A 24,396-nucleotide genomic window follows, 5' to 3' on the forward strand; every position below is an offset into this window, starting at 1 on the left:
TTTTTCAAGTTTTAGAGGACTGACACCATGAGCAACGTCGACCACGCCGAAATCGCCAAATTCGAAGCCCTGGCCCATCGTTGGTGGGACCGCGAAAGCGAGTTCAAACCGCTGCACGACATCAACCCGCTGCGGGTCAACTGGATCGACGAACGCGTCAATCTGGCCGGCAAGAAAGTCCTCGACGTCGGTTGCGGCGGCGGCATCCTCAGTGAAGCGATGGCCCAACGCGGGGCTACCGTCATGGGTATCGACATGGGCGAAGCGCCGCTGGCAGTCGCGCAATTGCATCAGCTGGAATCCGGCGTGAATGTCGAGTACCGGCAAATCACCGCCGAAGCGCTGGCTGAAGAAATGCCTGAGCAATTCGACGTGGTCACCTGCCTGGAAATGCTCGAACACGTGCCAGATCCGTCCTCGGTGATCCGCGCCTGCTTCCGCATGGTCAAACCTGGCGGCCAGGTGTTCTTCTCCACCATCAACCGCAACCCGAAGGCCTATCTGTTCGCCATCGTCGGCGCCGAATACATCATGAAGCTGCTGCCGCGCGGCACTCACGACTTCAAGAAATTCATCCGCCCTTCCGAGCTCGGTGCCTGGAGTCGCATGGCCGGCCTGACCGTCAAGGACATCATCGGCCTGACCTACAACCCACTGACCAAGCACTACAAACTGGCAGCCGATGTCGACGTCAACTACATGATTCAGACCCTGCGCGAGGAGTAAGCCGATGCGAATCAGAGCAGTTCTTTTCGACATGGACGGCACCCTGCTCGACACCGCGCCGGACTTCATCGCCATCTGCCAGGCGATGCGCGCTGAGCGTGGTTTGCCGCCAATGAACGACAAGCACATCCGCGACGAGATCTCCGGCGGCGCCAGGGCGATGGTCGCGGTGACCTTTTCCATGGACCCGGAATCGCCGGGCTTCGAAGCGCTGCGCCTGGAATTTCTGGAGCGCTATGTCAAAGGTTGTGCGGTGCACAGCAAGCTCTTTGACGGCATGGGCGAATTGTTGGTCGACATCGAGAAGGCCAACCTGATCTGGGGCGTGGTCACCAATAAACCGCTGCGCTTCGCCGAACCGATCATGCAACAACTGGGGCTGGCCGAGCGTTCGGCGCTGCTGATCTGCCCGGATCATGTGAAGAACAGCAAACCGGACCCGGAGCCGTTGATCCTGGCGTGCAAGATGCTCGACCTCGACCCGGCCAGTGTGCTGTTTGTCGGCGATGATCTGCGCGATATCGAGTCCGGACGAGATGCCGGCACCAAAACAGCCGCCGTGACCTATGGCTATATTCATCCGGACGATAACCCCCGGCATTGGGGCGCGGATGTGGTGGTCGATCATCCGCTGGAGTTGCGCCAAGTGCTGGATAGCGCTTTGTGCAGTTGCTGATCTAACTGACAACAGGAAGCATTTGTGGCGAGGGGGCTTGCCCCCGTTCGGCTGCGAAGCAGTCGTAAATCCAGAGAACACGGTCTGGCTGAAGGTAGCGAATGGAGGGCCGTTTCGCGACCCAACGGGGGCAAGCCCCCCTCGCCACAATAAGCGCTCTTGCCACAGATCCGATGCCTGCCTACCGTTGAATTGTGTTGAGGTTTTTATGTTTGATTATTCCGCCCGTCCTGAATTGCTCAAGGATCGAGTCATCCTGGTTACCGGCGCAGGCCGCGGCATCGGTGCCGCCGCTGCAAAAACCTACGCGGCTCATGGCGCCACCGTATTACTGCTGGGCAAGACCGAAGCCAATTTGACTCAGGTCTACGACGAAATCGAAGCGGCCGGGCATCCACAACCGGTGGTGATCCCGTTCAACCTGGAAACTGCCCTGCCCCATCAATACGATGAACTGGCGGCCATGATCGAAACCGAATTCGGCCACCTCGACGGCTTGCTGCACAACGCGTCGATCATCGGCCCACGCACGCCGATCGAGCAGTTGTCCGGCGAGAACTTCATGCGTGTGATGCAAGTCAACGTCAACGCCATGTTCATGCTCACCAGCACCCTGTTGCCGCTTCTCAAGCTGTCGCAGGACGCTTCGGTGGTGTTCACCTCCAGCAGCGTCGGTCGCAAGGGGCGTGCGTATTGGGGCGCTTACGGCGTATCCAAGTTCGCCACCGAAGGCCTGATGCAAACCCTGGCCGACGAAGTGGACACCGTGGCCCCCGTGCGCTCCAACAGCATCAACCCCGGCGCCACCCGCACCAGCATGCGCGCTCAGGCCTACCCTGGGGAAAATCCGCTGAACAACCCGACACCCGAGGAGATCATGCCGGTCTACCTGTACCTGATGGGTCCGGACAGTAGCGGCATCAATGGCCAGGCGTTCGACGCTCAGTAATGCCCGTGCGTCGCTTTTGTGCCGCGTCGACTTCCCGTCGCGGCACGCAAAGTCGGTGATAACTGCCACTGATTCAAGTCAAATAAATGTCAACACCCCCGGCACCATCCTTCGCAAAACCCTCAGCCCTATTGATTTAGAACACTTTTTATCCAACTGAACCGAATGGCATGACTTTCGCTCTAATTTTGCTCAGACACGCCGTGTGAAAGCAGACGGGGCAGAGCGTGAGCCGAGAGGTTACTAATCTTCGGCAAAGCGGACTAAACTCGTGCCATACGTCCTACGGGACTGATGGACCAGTATGACGCGCAGCCCAAAGCCGCTCTCACCCAGCCTGTAAGACAGCCTTACTGCTTAGGGGCTCACGCCATATGAAATCACCTTCCCAGACCAACGCAATTGACTTCGACAGTGCCAAATTGCAACGCCTGGGCTTTGGTCAGCAGCCTCCCCTTATGGAGCGGCCCGTCAGTCTTGCGCAGTTGCGCCAGGAGCTGGGCCTGCAACTGCAAACCAGTCTTGAGCCGCAACGCATTCTCGGACTTTTCTTCCGTGAAATTCAGCGCCTTGTACCGCTGGATGCCTTGAGTTATGAGCATCAGCCCAGCGACTTGCGCCTGCAGTTCGGCCAGCGAGGCCATCATTCGATCAGCTACAGCCTCAGTCATGAAGGCGAGCAATTGGGTGAACTGGTGTTCCGTCGCAATCAGCGTTTCAGCGATGAAGAGCAAGGCCATCTGGAGTCGCTGTTATCAGCGCTTCTTTACCCGATGCGCAATGCCCTGCTCTACCGTGCCGCCACCCAAAGCGCCTTGCGCGACCCGCTGACCGACACCGGCAATCGCATCGCGATGGATCAGACGCTGCAACGGGAAATCGAGATGTCGCGCCGACACTCGCAACCTCTGTCGCTGCTGATGCTGGACATCGATCACTTCAAACAGATCAACGACACCTACGGGCACAGCGCTGGCGATGAAGTGCTCAAGGCCGTCGCAGCTTCGATCAAAAGCCAGCTGCGTAACGTGGACATGGTGTTCCGGTTTGGAGGCGAAGAATTCATGATCCTGCTGTCCAACACCAGCCGGGAAGCCGCGGCCATGGTCGGCGAACGACTGCGGCTTGCTGCGCAGGCTCAGGACTATGTGGCCGAAGGCAAGACCATCGAACTGACGGTCAGCCTGGGATGCTCGACCCTGCTGCCCGGCGAGTCCGCCGAGAGCCTGTTACGACGAGCCGACAGTGCGCTGTATGTGGCCAAGCGCGAGGGGCGTAACCGGTTGACGATGGCTGGCTGAGTCATCAGCGGTCCCAATAACCAATGTGGGAGCGAGCCTGCTCGCGATAGCGTTCTAACATTCACCCTCCGGGTTGAATGTTAAGCAGCCTTCGCGAGCAGGCTCGCTCCCACAATTGTTTTACGTAGCCTTCAGATCAGCTTTCGGCCAACGCCATCCGCTCACGGACTACCGGGGCTTTTCCTGCCAGTTCCAACTGCATGCAACGTTCCAGGAACAGGTACATGTAGTCGTAACTTTTGCAGACCGCCTGGCGCAATTCCATCTGCAGGGATCTGCTCGGGTTCAGCCCCGCCAGGGTGCAGATGATTTCCAGCGCTTCCCAAGGATGGGCATCGTCGTACTGGGCATGCATCTTCAACCACTTCATGGCCCGCTTGCGATCATCCTCGGGGAACGATGCCGCGTAGACGCCACTGGAACAGACCAGTGCCGACCACTCCCCGGTTGCCCCCTCGATGGCGTAGTTGGTGGCGGCGATGGCCACGATCAGCGAATCCGACGAACTGGTGTGCCAGCACCAGTGGCTCAAGGCATGAAGTTCAGGGGCAACCTGTTGTGCCTGCAGATCTTCCAGGCTGACACCGTGAGCCCGGCTCCAGTGCAACCAGTAATCGGCATGGTTCAGTTCGACGCGAATATTGCGCATCAGCCAGCGACGCGCCATGTCTTCGCCAGGGTGTCGTGCAAAACGGGTCTTGGCCAGGTTCTGTGCCATGTATAAGGCGAACTGTTCGACCACCGGCCAGCCACCAATGAGGTACTGACGCATGGTTTTTGCGCTGAGCTTGTTATCGCGCATACGCTGATACAGTTCGTGTTCGACAACCCGGCGCTTGCTCTCACTACAATCCTGAATCAATTGCTGAGCCCAGGCGGGGTAACTTGCAGCTTCCATGAGGGGTCCGGTTCTGTTGAATGTGTCGATCACTGTCGCGCTCCTTTTGATTGTGATTTCAAGATCAACAAGAGATTTCAACGGAACGTGCCGGGCGCCTTGAATAACAACGGCCAGGGCCTGGCAGGACGACTTTGTAAACTGTCGCAGGTAAACAGATGCGGGCGTTCAATCACATACCCTTGAGCGTAATCCACCCCGATCTCCAGCAATGCCTGCTCGATCTGAGGTGTTTCAACAAACTCGGCAATCGTACGCTTACCCATGACATGCCCGATGTGATTGATCACTTCGACCATGGCGCGGTTAATCGGGTCGTCCAGCATATCCTTTACGAAACTCCCGTCGATCTTCAGGAAGTCTACAGGTAAATGTTTCAAGTAAGCGAACGAGGACATACCGGCGCAGAAGTCATCTAATGAGAAGCGGCAACCTAAGCCTTTGAGTTCATTAATAAATCTTATCGCGCTAGGCAAATTGGAAATCGCGCTGGTTTCTGTAATTTCAAAACAAATCATTTCAGGTGGAATTGAATATGCAACAAATTGTTCATGAAGGAAGTCCAGAAACGCCTCATCTCCGATAGTAATACCTGACAGATTTATCGCACACATGGCCAACGGCCCTTCGCCCTCTTGGGCGATGGCCTGGGCAATGACCTTGAAAACGTTCTCCACCACCCAGCGGTCAAGCGACGTCATCAAACCATAACGCTCGGCGGCCGGAATGAAACTGTCTGGCAGGATCATGCGCCCGGCTTCGTCATGCAGGCGCAGCAGGATTTCGATATGTCCGCCGTCCCGCTCGCCAGGGCCCAGAGGCGCGATTTCCTGGGCGTACAGGCAAAAGCGGTCTTCCTCCAACGCCATGTGCAGGCGCTGCACCCAAGCCATCTCGCCAAAACGCAGGGACAGTTCCGAATCATCGGCGTGATAGACCTGAACCCGGTTGCGGCCTTTTTCCTTGGCCATGTAACAGGCCATATCAGCGGCGCGCAGCGAGGCCTCCAGGGTGGCCGGACTCTGAGTAACGTGCACCAGGCCAATGCTCACCGTGGTCACGAATGGCCGACCTTTCCAGACAAAATGCAGGTTCTGCACGGTCTGGCGCAGGACGTCGGCGATTTTCTCAGCCGCTTCCGGTGCACAGTTTTCCAACAGAATGCCGAACTCGTCGCCACCCAGTCGGGCCAGGGTGTCGCCTTCGCGCAAACCTGACTGCAGCAACGCACAAATATGCCGCAACAACTCATCACCGGCAGCATGACCGCAGGTGTCGTTGACCAGTTTGAATTGATCCAGATCGAGGAACATCAAGGCGTGACGCCCCGCTTGTCGCATCAGGCCATGCAGGGCCTGCTCCAGGCGATATTCGAATTCGCGGCGGTTGGCCAGCCCGGTCAAGGCATCATGGGTCGCCTGCCAGGACAGATTGGCGATGTACTGCCGCTCCTGAGTCATGTCATGCAGCACCAGCACGGTGCCACTGACCTTGCCTGCGTTGCGGATCGGCGCACCGACCAGGGTGACCGAAACCGTGCTGCCATCCAGTCGCTGGATCAGTTTGGAATGTTCGCTGCCGCCGCTGAGCTGGCCACTCAAAATGTGCTCGATCAGGGTAAAACCGTCGGCCTGAGCGTTCTCGTCCAGCAGATTGAACAGCGCCGCCAATGGCAACCCCGTCGCCTGTTCGGCCTTCCAGTGAGTCAAGGCCTCGGCGGCCGGGTTCATGTAGGCAATCGCGCCCTCGACGTCGGTGGTGATCACCCCGTCGCCAATCGATTGCAGAGTGATCTGCGCCCGGTCTTTCTCCAACTGCAAGGCATCGGCGAAGGCATGGCGCTGCTCGAGCAGCTTGTGGGTACGCAGCAAGGCCAGCACGATCAGGCCCAGTGCGGTGGCGAGGTTCGTCGCCAGCAGCAGCCGGAGAATCATCCGCGAGCCCTCGCCCAAGGCATCGCTGAACGCTTTGGCAGGGGGTGTCACGCCATCGTTGATGGCCAAAATCTGCGCCTTCCAGCGCTTGATGTCGGCGTCGGTGGCCTGGCTATCAACGATACCCTGATGCATTTCCCGCGCGACATCATCTAGCCGCACCAGGTACGCGTCACCGACAGTCCAGAGTTCGATGGCTTTTTCAAGGTAACTGAAGTGCCGGAAATTGAGGTACAGCCAAATCAGGCTCGGGACGTCGTCCGGGTGATTGCCGCCCTTGAGAATCGCGAGCCGCGCGGCCTCGATATTCGGTGGCTGATGATCCAGCGCCATACGCAACTCATGGCCGCCCTGAGGCACGGCAATCGCCTTCTGGTATTTGAGAAAAATCGTCTCCTCGCGACTGTCGGCGTAGAGATTGAGGTAATAGATGGCGTCTTTCTGGCCCTTGGACCACAGGCTTTCACCGCCGACGTATCCACGAACCGCTGAAAGAACGTAAAGACTGACGCCGCCCAACAGTGCCTGAAACAACACGACGGCGATAAATGGCCAGACGATGCCCAACAGCCGTGGCGTTCCGAGAGTCCGCGCTTGATTCATGAAGTCCCTTGTTTTAGCACTGCCGGATCATTATCCAACGTGATCGCTACAGCTAGACTAGGGTGCGTTCCCGGTTCCGGCAAGCAGAGGATCGGCTTCAATGCCGTCCACGTCCGACCCACATATATAAATACCGCCAATACGGATTTCGAGATCTGTTTACTGAGCACTTCTGGCTCCCGCTATCCGTTGCGGGAAGCCCTCCAAAGGAGTGCGACATGACAGAAACATCTTTACCTTCTCCTGATCAGCCCGACCTGTCCCCGGCGGAAGAAGAGTTTCGCGCCAGACAGGCTCTGGGACTCGACGACGGCCCGGATATCGAAGACCTGGGCCTGCGCCCCACTGCCCAGGATCGAAGAGGGTTCAAGGCGATTCAGCGCGCGGCCCCCGACCGCGCGCAACACATGACCATCGACACTTACACGGCAAAACGCATCAATGCTCAAATCACCGACACCGTGAAAGCTTTCCTGAACGGCAAGCGTTCGTTAATCGGTCATCTCGGCGCCTCTGTGCTGGCTTCCGCCTCCATGGATCAACTGCGTGCGACACCCTCTGTATTCCTCCAGCGAATGCTGAACACGGTCGAAGCAAAAGAGCTAGGCGACAGCTTGCTCAGGACGCTCAAGTGGTATGGCGCAGGCCCTGGCGAACAAACTTCGGCGTCCATCCGTCATCAACTGGTTTGCAAAGCCATAGGCCTTTACTTGCAGGCCCCGTCAGCGGATGAGCCGCAGGTAATCGCCGGATTCCGCTGGCAAGACACGGCTCATTGGGGCAAAAGCTACCAGACCCTGCGCAGCGATTTTGAACAGCACTTGCTGCGCACCAAACGGGTCACCGATGCAAAAGAGGCGACCGTTCTCGCGCGGGTGTTCGAGACCCGTCTCTCAAAGGACTTCGCTGTGCGCGATATACCCTCCGATCTTCCTTACAAGAGTTCGGTGGTGTGGGTGAACTTCATGCACGGCGTGCTGCTGGCAGATGAACTCGGCCTTGATCGATTGCAAGCGCTGTCCTTTCAACAACTCGTCGACTTGCCCCTGACCCGGAGCGCCGACGCCTCGTCCGGACAACTTGAGCAGATTGCGCGACTGAGGATGGGACCAGCACTGGAATGGGCGATCTGCAGCGGTATCGTTCAATCGCGACCGGAATACGATTACGACGAGGACGATATGAAGCGGGCGATGGCGGCTCTGGAAAGCCACAGCGAGAGCCTGAACAACGCCGTTATGACACTGGATTTGCTACCCCCTGAAAGACTGAAGATGGCCAAACGGGTAAAGAATGATCTGTTTGGCGATGCAATGTTCGAATCGGACGGGCGCAAGTTGCTGAGAGATGAGCCACCGAGCGGCTTGGGGTTCAGAGACACGCCCTCATTGAAGCTGCCAGGCCATGCATTCCTCGATGTCTATGCCGACGGCCAATTCGATGACAAGAGAAAATGGTTTGTAACCCGGTCCGACGGGAAAACACGAACCAGTCACTGGATCAAGATCGACGACAAGCGAACCTTGCGTCATGAGGAATTCTTTCGCAAGGATCATAAGGGGATCGAAAGGCGTGTGATTGCCAGATACGGAGGCAAGACGCTGCCTGATATCAACAAGCAGTTTGAAACCGACTTTACAAGCTACCTCTCGAAAATCAGGACGGCTTATCAGACCCTGATCACCAGTCTGCTGACCTCACTGCCACTGACCGACCGCCAGGCCCTTGAATGGGGCGACGTCCGCTTGCTGAGCCTGCACCTGGAAGAAAAACTCATCAAGGCAACGGGAGACATCCGGCCAAGAAAAGGTTTCGTTCTACAGGTGACCCACCATCATGAAATTACTTATTACGAACTGATCCCGAGTGCTGGCGTCATTCGTTGCCGACCCCACCTGAGAGTTTCAACAGTCAACGGGGTTCGCACCACGTTTCCGTTACACGCTTCGATCCCCGGACAAACATATACGGCTGAAATCAGCACTACCCTGCTTCTCGATTGGGCCGCTCACCTGGATGGCACACAGCCTGCTGACAGCGCGTACTGCATAGCGATCCTCGGCGTGGTCGGTGACGTGCCCGCGGTTGTATCGCCGGGCACAGACGTTAGCGAAGGAACAGCGCAGGCATCTGTCCGTTTGAATGAAGTGGCCCACTTCATTGCAACGAATTTCCTGTACGTCGATGAACAGCAGTTGCATACCCAAGCCCGCGGCATGACGGCATTCGACACCATCAGGGCCAGAAGTGAACAACGGCGGAACACATTCGTAGGGCTGGCCAAAGGGTTTGTGCCCTTCTGGGGCAGTATTGAGGACATTTTGTCCGGCAAAATTGACCAGGTACTCCTAGGCGTGGCCGGACTCGTGCTGGACCTGGCTTCATTCCTCACCCCTGTCGGGAAATTCATGTCGGGTTCGGTGCGGTTGGTCAGGGCCGGGGCCACAGCCTCGCGAATGACCGTCAAAGCAAGTCTGCCTTCCTTTTCAACGTTGACCCGAAAACTCCTGACCGCTTCGCTGAGCAACCTCAATCCGCTGGACGGGATACCGACACTACTCAAGTCATTGGGAAGCGGTGCGTGGAAAGGACTGCACACGGCGGGACACATTGGTATTAGCGGTTTCAAGAAACTGACAGGACACGACGACCGCTACCGACTGGTGCACAACCTGCCCCAGACAACCGATCCGGGGCGCTGGAAGCCGCTGGCAAACAATGATCGACTGGCAACGGTCAACGGTGTCGATGATGTACTTGTGCGCAATACCAGCTCATCGGACCTGACCCGATTCCACCCCGTCGACCCGGTGACGTCCTTGCCCTATGGCCCCCGCCTGCACAATCACGGCAAAAACCTCATACAGGGCCGGTCAACCTTCAAAACCTTACCTGCCGAATCCCACGTCCTGGTAGAACTCCCGGAAAACGCCCATGTCCGTGAAGTACTTGAGATCGATGGTCGAACCACGTTGTTCGTTGATGACATTCCCTATCGTCTGGACGGCAACCAACTGCGCCGTGCCGACTTGATTGATGATCAGGCGATGTTCAGATCCTTGCCTTGCCGGGTACGACGTAGCCCGGGTGCCGATGTATGCACGACCACATTCGTCACCCGTGATCCGGCACCGACGCCGCTCATCGGTAGCTTCGACGAAAGCAAAGGCTGGGCGCCGTGGTTCGGAGACAGTATCTATACGCCGGCCACTGCGGATCAGGCGATGTTGCTTAAAACCCTGAAGGAAAAAAGCCGGCTCCCGGCTACGATGGAGTTCCAAAAAGGGATGTATGGGAGGATCAAGGTGAGTATCCCTTACGGGACCCAAAATCAATTTGATACCTTCGAGGCCGGTGCCATCATCATCCCGGCGATAGACGATTCGAAGCGCTATGTGTTCACCCGACTGGACGCCGGAGATTTTTACGTCACCGAGTGCCTTCCGGGGCAAAGCTTCTCCGCCCCCCTGACATTGCGCAAGGCGCAAACCTTGCCCGCCGACCTGGCAGCGGAATTGAAGACGGTTTATACGGGATCGCTCAATGCCAATAACATGGCAAGGATTCACGGCATAGAAGCAGTGGAACGTGCGTTGAAAACAATGGATGAAATAGCCATTCCGATTGGCGGCTACGCGAACCCGCCCGGTAGGCTCAAACTGCTCAAGGTCGATACCAGTCCGGGTGAAGCGGTTCTGTTCGACCATTTCACACGAATGATTGTCAGCAATTTTCCGACAGGGGCGACGTCCTGGTCTCGCAGCCGATCCGCTTCTGAGTCCTTGCGCAAAAGAACCGCGGAAATATTCGATACGCTATTCGTGGAGAAAACCATCACTGTCGGGATGAACAGTGACTTGAAAATCAATAAGACGATGGACAAGCTCCAGAAGCTGCTTCCCCCCAATCTTAAATCACAGAACGCCAGAAACATCGCTTACGCCGACGTCGTAACGTCGGCCGGAAAACGCGAGGTTTATGTCAGCGTTTCAGGTGCGCAAGGACTTACCGGAGAACTGCCGCTGTTCAAACCTCCGTTCGCCCCAAATGGAGTCATCATCAACGGAACCACCTACTTCAACATTGACCTCGGCCGCACATTTGCCAGAACGTCGTTGAACGTCACGGCCGAAGGAAAGTTATTGGCTATTCCGCATACGATAAAGGACGTCGATACCTATAAGCCGGCAATGACCAGTCGACCGACCTCTTTGGACAGCGAGGCGAAGCTGGTCAGCGTGCTCCGGGAAAAGTACCCGGACAACAAGATGATCACGTCGGTCGATGTGGTAACGACCATGCCGCCATGCAACAGCTGTTCTGTCGTCATCAAAGAGTTCGGCTATGACGGTGCGGCGGATGCTTTGAAAGTTCTGTGGGGTTGACCTACAACCGCTGCAAATGCCCATAAAGCTTGGCGTACAAACCACCCTCTGCAATCAGCTGTTGGTGGTCGCCATCCTCGGCCACCTGCCCGCCATCGAACACCAGCACCCGGTCGGCCTGCTTCACGGCCGACAACCGGTGCGCAATGATCAACGTGGTGCGGTGGCTCAAGAAGCGCGCCAGTGCTTGGTGCAGGTTATATTCGGTGGCGGCGTCCAGTGCGGACGTGGCCTCGTCGAGGATCACCACTTTGGGCTCGGCCAGCACCATTCGGGCAATCGCCAGGCGTTGACGCTGGCCGCCAGATAAACGCACGCCGGAACGTCCGACAATACTGTCCAGACCATTGGGCATTTCACGCACCGTGTGATGCAGTTGAGCGATCTCCAATGCCTGCCAGCAGGCTTCGTCGCTACGTTCGCGGCCCATGGTCAGGTTGGCCCGCACGGTGTCGTTGAACAGTGCCGGATGTTGCAGGACCACGGCGACATTTTCGCGCACGGTTTCCAGGCCAATCTCTTGCTGAGTCGAACCACCGAAACGGATGGTACCGGCCAGCGGCGTGTACAAACCCAGCAGCAATTGCACCAGGGTACTTTTGCCGCCGCCACTGGCGCCGACAATCGCGACTTTTTCGCCGGGGGCAATCGACAGGTTCATCTGGTTCAGCACCAACTCGTCGCCGTAGCCGAAACTCAACCCCTGCACTTCGATGCCCACCGTGTCGCGCCCCTGAAACGGATCGACAGTGCCGGTGTATTGCGGTTCGTCGGCACGGGCCAGCAACTCGTTGATCCGCGACAGCGCACCACCGGCAGCATAAAAGGCGTACTGCAAATTAAGCAGTTGTTCCACCGGACCGATCATGAACCACAGGTAGCTGAACACCGCCAGCATCTGGCCGATGGACAGGTCGGAAAACAGCACGGTGAGCATGGCCGCGGCGCGAAAAATATCGATGCCGAACTGGAACAGCAAACCGCTGGCACGGTTCGATGCATCGGTTTTCCACTGTGAACTCACTGCGTAGTCGCGCACCTCACGCGCACGTTGGCCCAGCCGTCCGAGGAAAAAGCCCTGCCGGTTACCGGCACGCACTTCCTGGATGGCGTCCAGAGTTTCGGTCAAGGCCTGGGTGAAGCGTGAGGTGCTGTCGTTCTCGAGTTTCTTCAGATGTTTGACCCGCTTGCCCAGCTGCACCGTGGCGTAGATCACCAGCGGGTTGAACAGCAGAATCAGCAATGCGAGTTTCCAGTGCATCCACATCAGGATCGATGCGGTGCCCACCAGGGTCAGCATGGCCACAAGGAAACGACTGAGGGTTTCGCCGACGAATTTGTCCAGCGTGTCCAGGTCGGTGACCAGGTGCGTGGTCACCGTGCCGCTGCCCAGGCTTTCGTATTCGCCCAGCGAGATGCGCTTGAGCCGGTCGATCAACCGCACCCGAATCCGATACACGATGTCCTTGGCCAGCGCCGCAAACAATTTCGCCTGCACCACGTTGAACAACAACGCAGCACAGCGCAACGCCAGGGTCACCAGCAGCATCAGACCAATGTAACCCGCCGCTTTCTGCCAGACGTCGGGCAGCGCATGGTTCATGATTTTCAGCGCAGCATCGCCATGGCCCAGCAGCACTTCGTCCACCAGCAACGGCAGCAGCAACGGGATCGGCACGCTGCACAGCGTTGCCAATACCGCTACACCGTTGGCGATCCACAGGGACTTTTTATGGTGCAGGGCCAGGCGACGGATTTCCGCCCAGCTCAGCCGATCGACACGTTTGGGAGCCGCTGCATCATCGGGCAGATCATGCACAGGCAGCGCGCTCCAGCCAGCGGCCGAGCAACGGTGACAACTCGCTCAGGGGCTGATAACCGTTGGTCAGCAGCGCCAATTGACCATCACGCTCTGCCAGCAAGGTCGGGAAACCGGCAATGCCCAGGTCCTGGACCCACGTGAAATCGGCAGCGGTCGCTGCGTGCTGATCGGCACGATCGAAGGCGGCGGCGAACTCGATGCGCGGCAAACCGGCCTGCTCCGCCAGCTCCACCAACACGCTGGCTCGGGTGACATCGCGACCTTCGGTGTAGAACGCCTGCTGGATCAGCCCGAGCAATGTCCAGGCGCAATCCGGCGCCAGGCTGCGCGCGGTCACCAGTGCCCGACAGGCAGGCTCGGTGTCGTAGACAAACCCGTCGGGCAACGCACCTTCAAACTTGAACGGCTGGCCGGTGGCCTCGCTGACCGCCTGCCAGTGCTCAAGGATGTAGCGCCGGGTGGTCGGCTCCAGCGCCGCGCCACTGCCGGTGCGCAAACCACCCACCACCAGATGCAACTCCACACCCGCCGCCTGCGCCTGCTCAACCAGCGCTTTGGCCACCGGAGCGAAGCCCCAGCACCAGGAACACATCGGATCCATCACATAGAGCAGGCGTGCAGACATGGTTCAAGCCTCGGAAGCGGATTGCTTGTAGTTGTAACCGATCGGGTGCGGCATGTTGCGCGCCTTGGCCAGTTCGATCTGCTTCTGCCGGTCGATGGCACTGCGACGGGTTTTCTCGCTCAGCTTATCCCAGCAATGCGGGCAACTGATGCCAGCCACATAATGCTCGGATGCGCGGTCTTCAACGCTGACGGGCGTACGACAGGCATGACATTGATCGTAGTCGCCTTCGCTGAGATCGTGACGAACGGTCACGCGGTTATCGAACACGAAGCAGTCGCCCTGCCATTTGGTTTCTTCCTGCGGCACCTCTTCGAGGTACTTCAGGATGCCGCCCTTGAGGTGATAGACCTCGTCGAAACCCTGACTGAGCATGTAGCTCGACGCCTTCTCGCAGCGAATGCCGCCGGTGCAGAACATCGCGACTTTCTTGTGCACGGCCGGGTCGAAGTTGGCTTTGATGTAGTCGGGGAATTCGCGAAAACTGGTGGTCTTCGGGTCGATGGCGCCTTCGAAGGTGCCGATCGAGACTTCGTAGTCGTTGCGGGTATCGATCAACAGCACTTGCGGATCGCTGATCAGCGCGTTCCAGTTCTGCGGATCCACATAGGTGCCGACCTTTTTGTTCGGGTCCACGCCTTCAACGCCCAGGGTGACGATTTCTTTCTTGAGTTTGACTTTGGTGCGGTAGAACGGCTGATCGTCGCAGTACGACTCTTTGTGGTCGATGTCGTCCATGCGCGGGTCGTTCTTGAGCCAGGCCATCAGCCCGTCGATGCCTTCGCGGCTGCCGGACACGGTGCCGTTGATGCCTTCTTCGGCGATCAGCAGAGTGCCTTTGATGCCGTTGTCGATCATTGCTTGCAGCAATGGCTCACGCAGGTCGACGTAATTTTCCAGGGTGACGAACTTATACAGTGCCGCCACGACAATCTGTTGTGTCATGGGTAATTCTCCAGGTGGCTACCCTCGTAAGGGGTGAACCGGATGCGAAAAAAAACGCGCCGGGTGAGCGGCGCGTTGCGGATTCTAGCAAAAACCGTATGGCTTTAGGACTGTGATCTGTAAGGTCTGGTACAAACCATCGTGGCGAGGGGGCTTGCCCCCGTTGGGGCGCGAAGCGGCCCTGAAAATACCAATACCACCGAGGTGTGTCAGGTAAACCGAGCTTGCCGGCTTTACGACTGCTTCGCAGCCGAACGGGGGCAAGCCCCCTCGCCACAGCAAGCTCCCTCGCCACAACAGCCCTTCAGCCCTTCAGCCCTTCACATTAATGCTTGCTGCCGCCAGCACAGGTCGGCGAGGCCGGAGCTGCGTCGATCTGTGCCCATTCTTCCGGCGTGTAGGTATGCAGCGCCAACGCATGGAACTCACCCATCAGTTCGCCCAAAGTGCCGTACACCTTTTGGTGACGCTTGACGCGATTGAGCCCTTCGAACTGCCGGCTGACCACCACTGCCTTGAAGTGGGTCTGCAACCCACGGCTGTGCATGTGGCTTTCATCCAGCACTTGCAGGTGCTCGGGCTGTAGCAGCCCCAGCGTCGATTCGATGCGTTGTTGCATGGTCATCCCGAACCCCGCTTAAGGCTTTTTCTTGGCTGGAGCGGCCGCATCTTTCGGCGTCAGCTCGGCCGTCATGTCAGCCAGCAGTTTGTTGACCACAGGCACTGCGCTTTCCAGCTTGGCTTGAGTCATCTGGGCCGATTGCTGAGTCAGCTGCGGCATTTTTTCCAGGACTTTCTTGCCCAGTGGCGACTGGTAGAACGCTACCAGATCCTTGAGCTCGGATTCGCTGAAGTTGGTGGTGTAGAGCTTGACCATGTCTGGCTTCAGCTTGTTCCAGCCAATGGCTGCGTCCAGAGCGGCGTTGGCCTTGGCCTGGTAGGTTTCCAGCAGGGCCTTTTTCGATTCAGGGGCCTTGGTCTGTTCAAAACGCTGAGCGAACATTTGCTGCACTTGCATGTACACCGGAGTGCCCAGTTTGTCAGCGTGCGCCAGGGTCAGGAAAGCTTCGGCACTGGCGTTGTGGCTGGCGGTATCGGCAAAAACCTGGCCGCTGGCGCAAACCAGTGCAACCGCGGTACAGATGGCACGAAGACGAGTCATCGAGTTTCCTTTTCTAGCAGGCGAGGTAAACCTCAAGGGCGACCATTCTGCACCTAAAAAAGTGTGTCGCTCAACCCCAAGCCTTGTCGCTCCTGATTTAGAGGGGTTGAACGGTCAAATTCCAGACTGATGGAACCACGACCGGCGATCACAGCCTAAACTGCGCTATCAGACCTACAGGAGTGTGCATGATGAGCCGTATCGAAACCGACAGCTTGGGCCAGGTGGAAGTCCCGGATGACGCTTACTGGGGCGCTCAGACGCAACGCTCGCTGATTAATTTTGCCATCGGTAACGAACGCATGCCGCTGGCCGTATTACACGCCCTGGCCCTGATCAAGAAAGCCGCGGCGCGCGTCAATGATCGCAATGGTGACCTGCCCGCCGACATCGCCCGCCTGATCGAACAAGCGGCCGACGAAGTGCTCGACGGCCACCATGACGACCAGTTCCCGCTGGTGGTCTGGCAGACCGGCAGCGGCACCCAGAGCAACATGAACGTCAACGAAGTGATCGCCGGTCGCGCCAACGAACTGGCCGGCAACCCACGTGGCGGCAAGACTCCGGTGCATCCCAACGATCACGTCAACCGCTCCCAGAGTTCCAACGACTGCTTCCCCACGGCCATGCACATCGCGACGGTTCAGGCAGTGCAACAGCAATTGCTGCCGGCGATCAGTGAGTTGTCCGGCGGGTTGGCGGAGTTGTCCGCGCGGCACATGAAACTGGTCAAGACCGGTCGTACCCACATGATGGACGCCACGCCGATTACCTTCGGTCAGGAACTCTCGGCGTTCATCGCGCAACTGGATTACGCCGAGCGGGCGATCCGTAGCGCGCTGCCGGCGGTCTGTGAGCTGGCTCAGGGCGGTACCGCGGTCGGCACCGGGTTGAACTCGCCCCACGGCTTTGGCGAAGCGATCGCCGCCGAACTGGCCGCCCTCTCCGGTCTGCCGTTCGTCACCGCGCCGAACAAATTCGCCGCACTGGCCGGTCATGAGCCACTGACCACGCTGTCCGGTGCCCTGAAAACCCTCGCCGTGACCCTGATGAAGATCGCCAACGACCTACGCCTGCTGGGCTCCGGACCGCGAGCCGGGTTTGCCGAGGTAAAACTGCCGGCCAACGAGCCGGGCAGCTCGATCATGCCCGGCAAGGTCAACCCGACCCAGTGCGAAGCGCTGTCGATGCTGGCCTGTCAGGTGTTGGGCAACGACGTCGCCATCGGTTTTGCCGCCAGTCAGGGGCACCTGCAATTGAACGTGTTCAAACCGGTGATCATCCACAACCTGCTGCAATCGATCCGCTTGCTGGGCGACGGCTGCAGCAACTTCCAGCAGCATTGCATCGCCGGCCTGGAACCGGATGCCGAGAAAATGGCCGAGCATCTGGAACGAGGCTTGATGTTGGTGACGGCGCTGAACCCGCACATCGGTTACGACAAATCGGCGGAAATTGCCAAGAAGGCTTACAGCGAGGGGCTGACCCTGCGCGAGGCAGCGTTGCAGCTGGGGTATCTGACGAATGAACAGTTCGATGCCTGGGTGAGGCCGGAGAATATGCTGGAGGCGGGTGCCAAGGGCTGAGTTCTACATAGCCTTTTAATCCGCCATCGCGAGCAGGCTCGCTCCCACAGGTGACCGAGTTCCTTTCAGAGGAATGCCGTCAAATGTGTGAGCGAGCCTGCTCGCGATGAACGATAACGCGGTCTAACTGGCCGCCATCCGCACCCGCCGGGCCCTGAGCCCGGCGATCAACGATGGCCCCAACGCCACCAGTGCCGACCCGAGCACCACCAGCACCGCCCCGCCATAACCCAGACCATTGATCTGCTCGGCATGCACGTACTCCGGCCATAACCACGCTGCCACCGCCACTGCGGCAAAGGTCACCAGCGGCGTGATCGCCAGCGTCGCACTCACCCGCGAAGCTTCCCAATGGGCCAGGGCTTCGGCGAAAGCGCCATAAGCGATCAGGGTGTTCAAGCAACACGCCAGCAACAGCCAGCCTTGCAGCGGGCTCAGTTGCAGCACTTGCAGCGGATGCACCCATGGCGTCAGCAACAGCGCGCAGAACAGGTAAATCACCATCATCACCTGCAACGAATTCCACACCGTGAGCAACTGCTTCTGGCCCAAGGCATAAAAGGTCCAGACCGTGGATGCCAACAGCACCATCAGCACGCCCGCGGTGTAATCGGTCAGCGAGGTGAGCAACTCACCCAAGCGCTGATTGAAGAACAGTGCAAAGCCGATCAGCAGCACCAGCAGGCCAATCCCCTGCCCTACACTGAAACGCTCCTTGAACACGAACAGGCTGGCGATCAGCAACATGATCGGCCCCATCTGTACCACCAATTGCGCAGTGCCGGGACTGAGCAGATTCAGGCCCATCAGGTACAGCACGTAGTTGCCGACCAGTCCAAGCACCGCCATCAACACCAACCAGCCACCCCGCGGGCCGAGGACCTTGCGACTCGGCAAGCGCTTGGTCGCCGCCAGATAAATGAACAGGCAACCGCCGGACACCATCAAGCGAAACCAGGTCACCGTTATCGGGTCCATCACCAGCAGCACTTGCTTGAGCTTGATCGGCAGGATTCCCCACAGCAACGCGGTCAGCAAGGCCAGGCATAAACCGTACACCCAGCGACCCGATGAAATATGCATGCTGCCCCCGAAGCCCATTGGCAAGAACGCTCATTCTAGGCTCAGACCGGAGCGCGACACAGGGACAGTTGCCCACGGGCCGCAAATGAAACTGTGCGGGTCGCACCATTAAATTGACGATATGCCGTCGATCAGCTAGCGAGGCGTTGCAAGTAGTTCATGCATAAGCTCATTGAAACCGCCCTCAGCAGGAGATCGCCCATGTACGGCATGCGCGCCCAGGACACCACCCCCGCCACGCACTTTCGCTGCGACCGGTTGTGCCGTGTCAATGGGGAATTGTATTTCACTACCCGGGAACAGACCCTGGAGGGGCCGTTCGATAGTGCGGCGACGGCCGAGAAGGAGATTCAGGCTTATATCGAGCGGATGCAGGCTTTGCGAATGAACTCGTAAATCGCATCGCCTGCATCGCGGGCAAGCCCGCTCCCACAGGGTTTGTGGCGTTCGCCGTATTTGTGATCGCCGAAAATGACTGTGGGAGCGGGCTTGCCCGCGATAGCAATGCGACAGTCGCTACATAACCAGGATACTTACCGCACCGCCTCAAACAAGCCCGTAGCCCCCATCCCACCGCCCACGCACATCGTGACGATGCCGTAACGCAGGTTACGCCGTTGCAGCTCACGCACGATGTGCCCGACCTGACGCGAACCGGTCATGCCGAACGGGTGGCCGATGGAAATCGAGCCGCCATTGACATTGTATTTGTCGTTATCGATCTCCAGCCGATCGCGGCTGTACAGGCATTGCGAGGCGAACGCTTCGTTGAGCTCCCACAAATCAATGTCGGCAATCTGCAACCCCTTGGCCTTGAGCAACTTCGGCACCGAGAACACCGGGCCGATGCCCATCTCGTCCGGCTGGCACCCGGCTACGGTGAAACCGCGAAAAAAGGCTTTGGGCTTGAGCCCCAGCGCCAGGGCTTTTTCCAGGCTCATCACCAGCGTCATCGAAGCACCGTCAGACAGCTGCGACGAGTTGCCAGCGGTCACCGAGCCGTCTTCGGCAAACACCGGTTTCAACCCGGCCAGGCTTTGCAAGGTGGTGTCAGGGCGGTTGCAGTCGTCGTGATCGACAATGCCGTCGAGGATCTGTACCTGGCCGGTGGCCTTGTCTTCAACGCGATACTTCACCGCCATCGGCACGATTTCATCGTTGAATAACCCGGCGGCTTGCGCCATCGCCGTACGTTGCTGGCTTTGCAGGGCGTACAGATCCTGCTCTTCGCGGCTGACGCTGTAACGACGCGCGACGATCTCGGCGGTCTGGCCCATGGGGAAATAGAGGCCCGGCACCTGCGCTTTCAGCAGCGGGTTGATCAGGTTGTCGGTGTTGACGCTTTTCATGGTCAGGCTGATCGACTCGACACCGCCGGCGACGATGATGTCGCTGCAACCCGAAGCAATCTGATTGGCGGCAATCGCGATAGCCTGCAAGCCCGACGAACAGAAGCGGTTAAGGGTCATGCCACCCGTGCCAATGCCCAGGTGCGACAGCACCGCGACGTTGCGACCGATGTTGTAGCCCTGAGCGCCTTCGTTGGAACCGGCGCCAACGATGCAATCCTCGACGCTGGCCGGATCGACGTCATTGCGCATGAGCAGCGCGTTGACACAATGGGCCGCCATGTCGTCCGGACGGGTCTGGTTGAACTTGCCGCGAAAGGATTTGGCCAGGCCGGTCCGTACGCTGTCGACGATCACCACTTCACGCATGGCATGCACCTCATTGTTGTTGTCAGTCAGGGGTTGGACCGAGCATAAGTCCACCCTATGACTGACCGCGACAATCATTCACCCGGCGTATGCGCAACCATTGGCTCAGCGCTTGCGCTTTTGCAGTTTCTTCTCGCGTTTGTCGGACTTTTCGAACGCTTCTTCCAACGCCTCATTGAGGGTGCGCAAAACCTTGACCCGTGCCCAGCGCTTGTCGTTGGCTTCTACCAATGTCCAGGGTGATACCTCAGTGCTGGTGCGGTCGACCATATCGCCGACGGCGGCGCGGTAATCGTCCCACTTGTCGCGATTGCGCCAGTCGTCTTCAGTAATCTTGAAGTGCTTGAAGGGGATCGCTTCGCGCTCCTGGAAGCGCTCCAGTTGAGTCTGTTTGTCGATGGTCAGCCAGAACTTGACCACGATCACCCCGGCATCGTCGAGCTGCTCTTCGAAGTCATTGATCTCGCTGTAGGCACGTAACCAGTCCGCCTCGCTGCAAAAGCCCTCGATGCGCTCCACCAGCACCCGGCCATACCAGGAACGGTCGAACATGGTGAACTTGCCCCGCGCCGGAATATGCCGCCAGAACCGCCAGAGATACGGCTGCGCCCGTTCTTCTTCGGTGGGCGCGGCGATTGGCACAATGTTGTACTGGCGTGGATCGAGCGCCGCGGCCACGCGACGGATCGCCCCACCCTTGCCGGCCGCATCGTTGCCTTCGAACACCGCGGTCAGCGCGTGGCGACGCATGCGTTTGTCGCGCATCAGCCCGGAAAACCGTGCCTGTTCGGTAATCAGCTGTTCTTCGTAATCGTCCTTGTCCAGGTGTAGGGTCAGATTGAGGCTGTCGAGCAAGTTGACCCGATCGACGCTGGGGGACAGGGGCGCGGCGCTGACTTTGTGCGGGTGAATCCTGGGTCTCTTGAGCGCGCTCTGCAGGCCTTCGAGCAGAATCTTGCCGACCGCCAGGCTGCGATAATGCGCATCCAGGCCGGCGATCACGTGCCACGGCGCGTAATCGCGGCTGGTGCGGCGCAGTACCCGTTCGCCGTACTTCACGAACTTGTCGTAGGTCTCGGATTGTTGCCAGTCCAGCGGGCTGATGCGCCAGCTGTGCAGCGGGTCATCGGCCAGCGCCTTGAGCCGCGCTTTCATCTGTTTTTTGGAGAGGTGAAACCAGAACTTGAAGATCAGCGCGCCTTCGTCGCACAGCATCTTCTCCAGCCGTTCGGCGCCGTTGATGGCTTGATCGAGTCGCGGATCCTTGAACAAACCATGCACCCGCCCTTGCAGCATCTGGCTGTACCAGTTACCGAAGAAAATCCCCATGCGCCCCTTGGCCGGGAGCATCCGCCAGTAGCGCCAGGCGGGTGGTCGTGCCAGCTCTTCGTCGGTCTGTTGGTCGAAGGTGCGAACCTCGATCAGGCGCGGGTCCATCCACTCGTTGAGCAATTTGACCGTCTCGCCCTTGCCGGCCCCTTCGATGCCGTTGATCAAAATGATCACTGGAAAACGGTGTTGCTGCCTTAGTTCGAACTGCGCCTCAAGCAAGGCTTCACGCAATGCCGGCAATTCGGCGTCATAGGTTTCTTTGTCGATGGCATGACCGATTTCGGCGGACTCGAACATAAAACAGCTCCTTCCAGGATTGAGCAAGACTAGCGGATTCGGCAGGCGGTCATCAGAGAAATTCCCCGAGAAGCTTTTGTGGCGAGGGGGCTTGCCCCCGTTCGACTGCGAAGCAGTCGTAAAATCAGCAAACTCGATGTACCTGACAAACCGCGTCGCCTGGGTTTAGGGCCGCTTCGCAACCCAACGGGGGCAAGCCCCCTCGCCACAAAAGCCCTCCATCCGACAGCAAATTTTCGTTGCCCCATCGTTCTTGCGCCTTGCCATGGATCAAGCGCCATTGCGACGATCGGCTAGAATGGCCACCTTGCCGTTGCCGAGCCTGCCATGAAACCTGTATTGCCCCACGCCCAGCTTGACTGGGATGACCAAGGTCGCCCGCGCTCGCGGGTGTTCGATGATGTGTATTTTTCCGACCAGTCGGGCCTTGAAGAAACCCGCTACGTGTTTCTGGAGCAAAACGATTTGCGCGACCGCTTCGCCGCATTGTCGGCGGGTGGGCGACTGGTGATTGGCGAAACCGGTTTCGGCACCGGGCTGAATTTCCTCTGTGCCTGGCAGTTGTTCGAACAGCACGCAGTGGCCGGTGCGCGGCTGCATTTTGTCAGTGTCGAAAAGTACCCGCTGAGCGCCCCCGACCTGCAACGAGCCCTGGCGTTATGGCCAGAACTCAAGCCGTTCGCCGATCAACTGCTGGCGCAATACGTGGCGATCCATCAGGGCTTTCAACGGCTGGTGTTAGGCAACGGCCGCGTCACCCTGACCTTGCTGATCGGCGATGTGCTGGAGCAGTTGCCGCAACTGGACGCGCAGATCGACGCCTGGTTTCTCGACGGTTTCGCCCCGGCGAAAAACCCCGACATGTGGACCGCCGAACTGTTTGCCGAACTGGCCCGTCTGGCGGCACCCGGCTCGACCATCAGCACCTTCACCAGCACCGGCTGGGTACGCCGCCTGCTGAACGCGGCGGGCTTCAAGATGAAGCGCACGCCAGGTATCGGCCACAAATGGGAGATCCTGCGGGGCACCTTCCTCGGTTGGCCTGAAGAGACCGCTAAACCGGCCGCGACTAAACCGTGGTTCGCTCGCCCAACCCCGCTGACCAGCGAACGCCGCGCCCTGGTGATCGGTGCCGGGCTGGCCGGTTGTGCCAGCGCCGCCAGTCTCGCCGCGCGGGGTTGGCAAGTGAGCCTGCTGGAGCGCCATGAAGCACTGGCGCAGGAAGCCTCGGGCAATCCTCAAGGCGTGCTGTACCTCAAGCTTTCGGCCCACGGCACGGCGTTGTCGCAATTGATCGTCAGCGGTTTTGGTTACACCCGGCGTCTGCTTGAACAGTTGCAGCGCGGCGTCGACTGGGACGATTGCGGGGTCTTGCAACTGGCCTTCAATGCCAAGGAAGCCGAACGTCAGGCGCAATTGGCCACGGCGTTTTCGCCAGACCTGGTGCACCTGTTGGATCAACCGCAGGCCCAGGCCCGGGCCGGCATCGAACTGGAGCACGGCGGCCTGTTCTTCCCTGAAGGTGGCTGGGTTCATCCGCCTGCGTTGTGCCAGTGGCAAGCGTCTTCAACGAGTATTCAATTGCTGCCCCATCGCGAGGTGCTGGAACTGCGCAAGGTGGACGATCAATGGCAGGCCTGGGACGGCGAGGCACTGCTGGCCAGCGCGCCCGTGGTGATTCTGGCCGGCGCCGCCGAGATCAAGCGTTTTCCCCAGAGCGCCGAGCTGCCCCTCAAACGCATTCGCGGCCAGATCACCCGACTGGCGCAAACCCCTGAAAGCCAGAGCCTGACGACCGTCGTCTGCGCCGAAGGCTATGTGGCGCCCGCACGTCTGGGCGAACACACGCTTGGCGCCAGCTTCGATTTCAAGAGTGACGATCTGGCCCCGACCGTTGCCGAGCACCTCGGCAACCTGGCGTTGCTCGAAGAAATCTCCACCGATCTGGTCACCCGTCTGCATGTTCAAGACCTGGACCCGCAGCAGCTTGAAGGGCGCGCAGCATTCCGTTGCACCAGCCCGGATTACCTGCCGATCGTCGGACCACTGGCCGACCAGGCCACCTTCGCCAACGCCTATGCCGCACTGAGCAAAGATGCCCGGCAAGTGCCCGATGCGCCCTGCCCGTGGCTTGATGGGTTTTACGTCAACAGCGGTCATGGTTCTCGCGGTTTGATCACCGCCCCATTGTCTGGCGAGCTGCTGGCGGCATGGCTTGAGAACGAGCCATTGCCCTTGCCCAAAGCCGTGGCCGAAGCCTGCCATCCCAACCGTTTTGCCTTGCGCCAGTTGATCCGCGGAAAAGTCTGACACGCAGACTTATAACTTATCGGTCTAAAACTCCAGGGATTCAC

At 58.9% G+C, this 24,396-nt stretch carries 18 protein-coding genes; 8 read left to right on the forward strand and 10 right to left on the reverse strand.

Features of this window, described 5'->3' with window-relative positions; genetic code table 11:
• Positions 1–27: 27 nt before the first annotated feature.
• From ubiG to J3D54_RS00160, 4 genes are all read left to right on the forward strand, one after another.
• Complete coding sequence (gene ubiG, locus J3D54_RS00145) at positions 28–726, forward strand: bifunctional 2-polyprenyl-6-hydroxyphenol methylase/3-demethylubiquinol 3-O-methyltransferase UbiG (RefSeq protein WP_019650491.1); 699 nt, start codon at positions 28–30, stop codon at positions 724–726.
• A 4-nt stretch (positions 727–730) separates the two neighbouring features.
• Positions 731–1,402 carry an N-acetylmuramic acid 6-phosphate phosphatase MupP gene (gene mupP / locus J3D54_RS00150; protein ID WP_253416201.1) on the forward strand — a complete coding sequence of 224 codons (672 nt, stop codon included), beginning with the start codon at positions 731–733 and terminating at the stop codon, positions 1,400–1,402.
• A 208-nt stretch (positions 1,403–1,610) separates the two neighbouring features.
• On the forward strand, positions 1,611–2,351 hold the full coding sequence (locus J3D54_RS00155) for a YciK family oxidoreductase (RefSeq protein WP_253416202.1): 741 nt from the start codon (positions 1,611–1,613) through the stop codon (positions 2,349–2,351).
• A 374-nt stretch (positions 2,352–2,725) separates the two neighbouring features.
• A complete protein-coding gene (locus J3D54_RS00160; RefSeq protein WP_253416203.1) occupies positions 2,726–3,652 on the forward strand; it encodes a GGDEF domain-containing protein in 927 nt (308 codons plus the stop codon).
• 136 nt (positions 3,653–3,788) lie between these two features.
• Here the strand turns inward: J3D54_RS00160 and J3D54_RS00165 are convergent, their stop codons facing one another.
• A complete protein-coding gene (locus tag J3D54_RS00165; RefSeq protein ID WP_253416204.1) occupies positions 3,789–4,583 on the reverse strand; it encodes an iron-containing redox enzyme family protein in 795 nt (264 codons plus the stop codon).
• Positions 4,584–4,627: 44 nt separating this feature from the next.
• Positions 4,628–7,087 (reverse strand): EAL domain-containing protein, encoded by a 2,460-nt coding sequence (locus J3D54_RS00170; protein WP_253416205.1) that lies wholly within the window; start codon positions 7,085–7,087, stop codon positions 4,628–4,630.
• Positions 7,088–7,305: 218 nt separating this feature from the next.
• Between J3D54_RS00170 and J3D54_RS00175 the strand changes: the two genes are divergently transcribed.
• A complete protein-coding gene (locus tag J3D54_RS00175; protein ID WP_253416206.1) occupies positions 7,306–11,472 on the forward strand; it encodes a deaminase domain-containing protein in 4,167 nt (1,388 codons plus the stop codon).
• A gap of 1 nt (position 11,473) precedes the next feature.
• Here J3D54_RS00175 and J3D54_RS00180 read toward each other — a convergent pair whose 3' ends face one another.
• The 5 genes from J3D54_RS00180 to J3D54_RS00200 form a co-directional block, all read right to left on the reverse strand.
• Entirely contained in the window at positions 11,474–13,291 is a 1,818-nt protein-coding gene (locus tag J3D54_RS00180; RefSeq protein ID WP_253416207.1) for an ABC transporter ATP-binding protein, read from the reverse strand.
• Positions 13,284–13,886 (reverse strand): DsbA family protein, encoded by a 603-nt coding sequence (locus J3D54_RS00185; RefSeq protein ID WP_253426438.1) that lies wholly within the window; start codon positions 13,884–13,886, stop codon positions 13,284–13,286. Before J3D54_RS00185 ends, J3D54_RS00180 begins: the two co-directional genes overlap by 8 nt.
• Positions 13,887–13,922: 36 nt before the next feature.
• Entirely contained in the window at positions 13,923–14,864 is a 942-nt protein-coding gene (locus J3D54_RS00190) for a rhodanese-related sulfurtransferase (RefSeq protein WP_253416208.1), read from the reverse strand.
• A 325-nt stretch (positions 14,865–15,189) separates the two neighbouring features.
• Positions 15,190–15,489 (reverse strand): BolA family transcriptional regulator, encoded by a 300-nt coding sequence (locus J3D54_RS00195; protein ID WP_007939900.1) that lies wholly within the window; start codon positions 15,487–15,489, stop codon positions 15,190–15,192.
• 12 nt (positions 15,490–15,501) lie between these two features.
• Positions 15,502–16,026, reverse strand: coding sequence for a DUF2059 domain-containing protein (locus J3D54_RS00200; protein WP_223483719.1), 525 nt, complete (start codon positions 16,024–16,026; stop codon positions 15,502–15,504).
• Positions 16,027–16,217: 191 nt separating this feature from the next.
• Here J3D54_RS00200 and J3D54_RS00205 point away from each other — a divergent pair, with 191 nt between their 5' ends.
• Positions 16,218–17,612, forward strand: a complete 1,395-nt coding sequence (locus J3D54_RS00205; protein ID WP_253416209.1) for a class II fumarate hydratase — start codon at positions 16,218–16,220, stop codon at positions 17,610–17,612.
• A gap of 123 nt (positions 17,613–17,735) precedes the next feature.
• Here J3D54_RS00205 and J3D54_RS00210 read toward each other — a convergent pair whose 3' ends face one another.
• Positions 17,736–18,695, reverse strand: a complete 960-nt coding sequence (locus tag J3D54_RS00210; protein WP_253416210.1) for a DMT family transporter — start codon at positions 18,693–18,695, stop codon at positions 17,736–17,738.
• A 201-nt stretch (positions 18,696–18,896) separates the two neighbouring features.
• Between J3D54_RS00210 and J3D54_RS00215 the strand changes: the two genes are divergently transcribed.
• Complete coding sequence (locus J3D54_RS00215; RefSeq protein WP_253416211.1) at positions 18,897–19,091, forward strand: DUF6316 family protein; 195 nt, start codon at positions 18,897–18,899, stop codon at positions 19,089–19,091.
• Between the two features lie 137 nt (positions 19,092–19,228).
• On the opposite strand, the gene J3D54_RS00220 is transcribed toward J3D54_RS00215, so the two are convergent.
• Positions 19,229–20,413, reverse strand: coding sequence for a thiolase family protein (locus tag J3D54_RS00220; RefSeq protein ID WP_253416212.1), 1,185 nt, complete (start codon positions 20,411–20,413; stop codon positions 19,229–19,231).
• A 105-nt stretch (positions 20,414–20,518) separates the two neighbouring features.
• A complete protein-coding gene (gene pap, locus J3D54_RS00225) occupies positions 20,519–22,042 on the reverse strand; it encodes a polyphosphate:AMP phosphotransferase (RefSeq protein WP_253416213.1) in 1,524 nt (507 codons plus the stop codon).
• 327 nt (positions 22,043–22,369) lie between these two features.
• On the opposite strand from pap, the gene mnmC reads away from it, so the two are divergent.
• The gene (gene mnmC, locus J3D54_RS00230) at positions 22,370–24,352 is read left to right on the forward strand and encodes a bifunctional tRNA (5-methylaminomethyl-2-thiouridine)(34)-methyltransferase MnmD/FAD-dependent 5-carboxymethylaminomethyl-2-thiouridine(34) oxidoreductase MnmC (RefSeq protein ID WP_253416214.1); all 1,983 of its coding nucleotides are present in this window, start codon (positions 22,370–22,372) and stop codon (positions 24,350–24,352) included.
• Positions 24,353–24,396: the final 44 nt, after the last annotated feature.

The organism is Pseudomonas sp. GGS8 (assembly GCF_024168645.1).
Taxonomy (GTDB): Bacteria; Pseudomonadota; Gammaproteobacteria; order Pseudomonadales; family Pseudomonadaceae; genus Aquipseudomonas.

What these genes read in the sequence shown, in the direction of transcription:
- mnmC (WP_253416214.1), top strand. Translation starts at nt 22,370, where the DNA reads ATGAAACCTGTATTGCCCCACGCCCAGCTTGACTGGGATGACCAAGGT.
- J3D54_RS00215 (WP_253416211.1), top strand. Translation starts at nt 18,897, where the DNA reads ATGTACGGCATGCGCGCCCAGGACACCACCCCCGCCACGCACTTTCGC.
- J3D54_RS00185 (WP_253426438.1), bottom strand. Translation starts at nt 13,886, where the DNA reads ATGTGTTCCTGGTGCTGGGGCTTCGCTCCGGTGGCCAAAGCGCTGGTT.
- J3D54_RS00160 (WP_253416203.1), top strand. Translation starts at nt 2,726, where the DNA reads ATGAAATCACCTTCCCAGACCAACGCAATTGACTTCGACAGTGCCAAA.
- J3D54_RS00220 (WP_253416212.1), bottom strand. Translation starts at nt 20,413, where the DNA reads ATGCGTGAAGTGGTGATCGTCGACAGCGTACGGACCGGCCTGGCCAAA.
- J3D54_RS00210 (WP_253416210.1), bottom strand. Translation starts at nt 18,695, where the DNA reads ATGCATATTTCATCGGGTCGCTGGGTGTACGGTTTATGCCTGGCCTTG.
- J3D54_RS00205 (WP_253416209.1), top strand. Translation starts at nt 16,218, where the DNA reads ATGAGCCGTATCGAAACCGACAGCTTGGGCCAGGTGGAAGTCCCGGAT.
- ubiG (WP_019650491.1), top strand. Translation starts at nt 28, where the DNA reads ATGAGCAACGTCGACCACGCCGAAATCGCCAAATTCGAAGCCCTGGCC.
- J3D54_RS00175 (WP_253416206.1), top strand. Translation starts at nt 7,306, where the DNA reads ATGACAGAAACATCTTTACCTTCTCCTGATCAGCCCGACCTGTCCCCG.
- J3D54_RS00200 (WP_223483719.1), bottom strand. Translation starts at nt 16,026, where the DNA reads ATGACTCGTCTTCGTGCCATCTGTACCGCGGTTGCACTGGTTTGCGCC.
- J3D54_RS00195 (WP_007939900.1), bottom strand. Translation starts at nt 15,489, where the DNA reads ATGACCATGCAACAACGCATCGAATCGACGCTGGGGCTGCTACAGCCC.
- J3D54_RS00155 (WP_253416202.1), top strand. Translation starts at nt 1,611, where the DNA reads ATGTTTGATTATTCCGCCCGTCCTGAATTGCTCAAGGATCGAGTCATC.
- mupP (WP_253416201.1), top strand. Translation starts at nt 731, where the DNA reads ATGCGAATCAGAGCAGTTCTTTTCGACATGGACGGCACCCTGCTCGAC.
- J3D54_RS00190 (WP_253416208.1), bottom strand. Translation starts at nt 14,864, where the DNA reads ATGACACAACAGATTGTCGTGGCGGCACTGTATAAGTTCGTCACCCTG.
- pap (WP_253416213.1), bottom strand. Translation starts at nt 22,042, where the DNA reads ATGTTCGAGTCCGCCGAAATCGGTCATGCCATCGACAAAGAAACCTAT.
- J3D54_RS00170 (WP_253416205.1), bottom strand. Translation starts at nt 7,087, where the DNA reads ATGAATCAAGCGCGGACTCTCGGAACGCCACGGCTGTTGGGCATCGTC.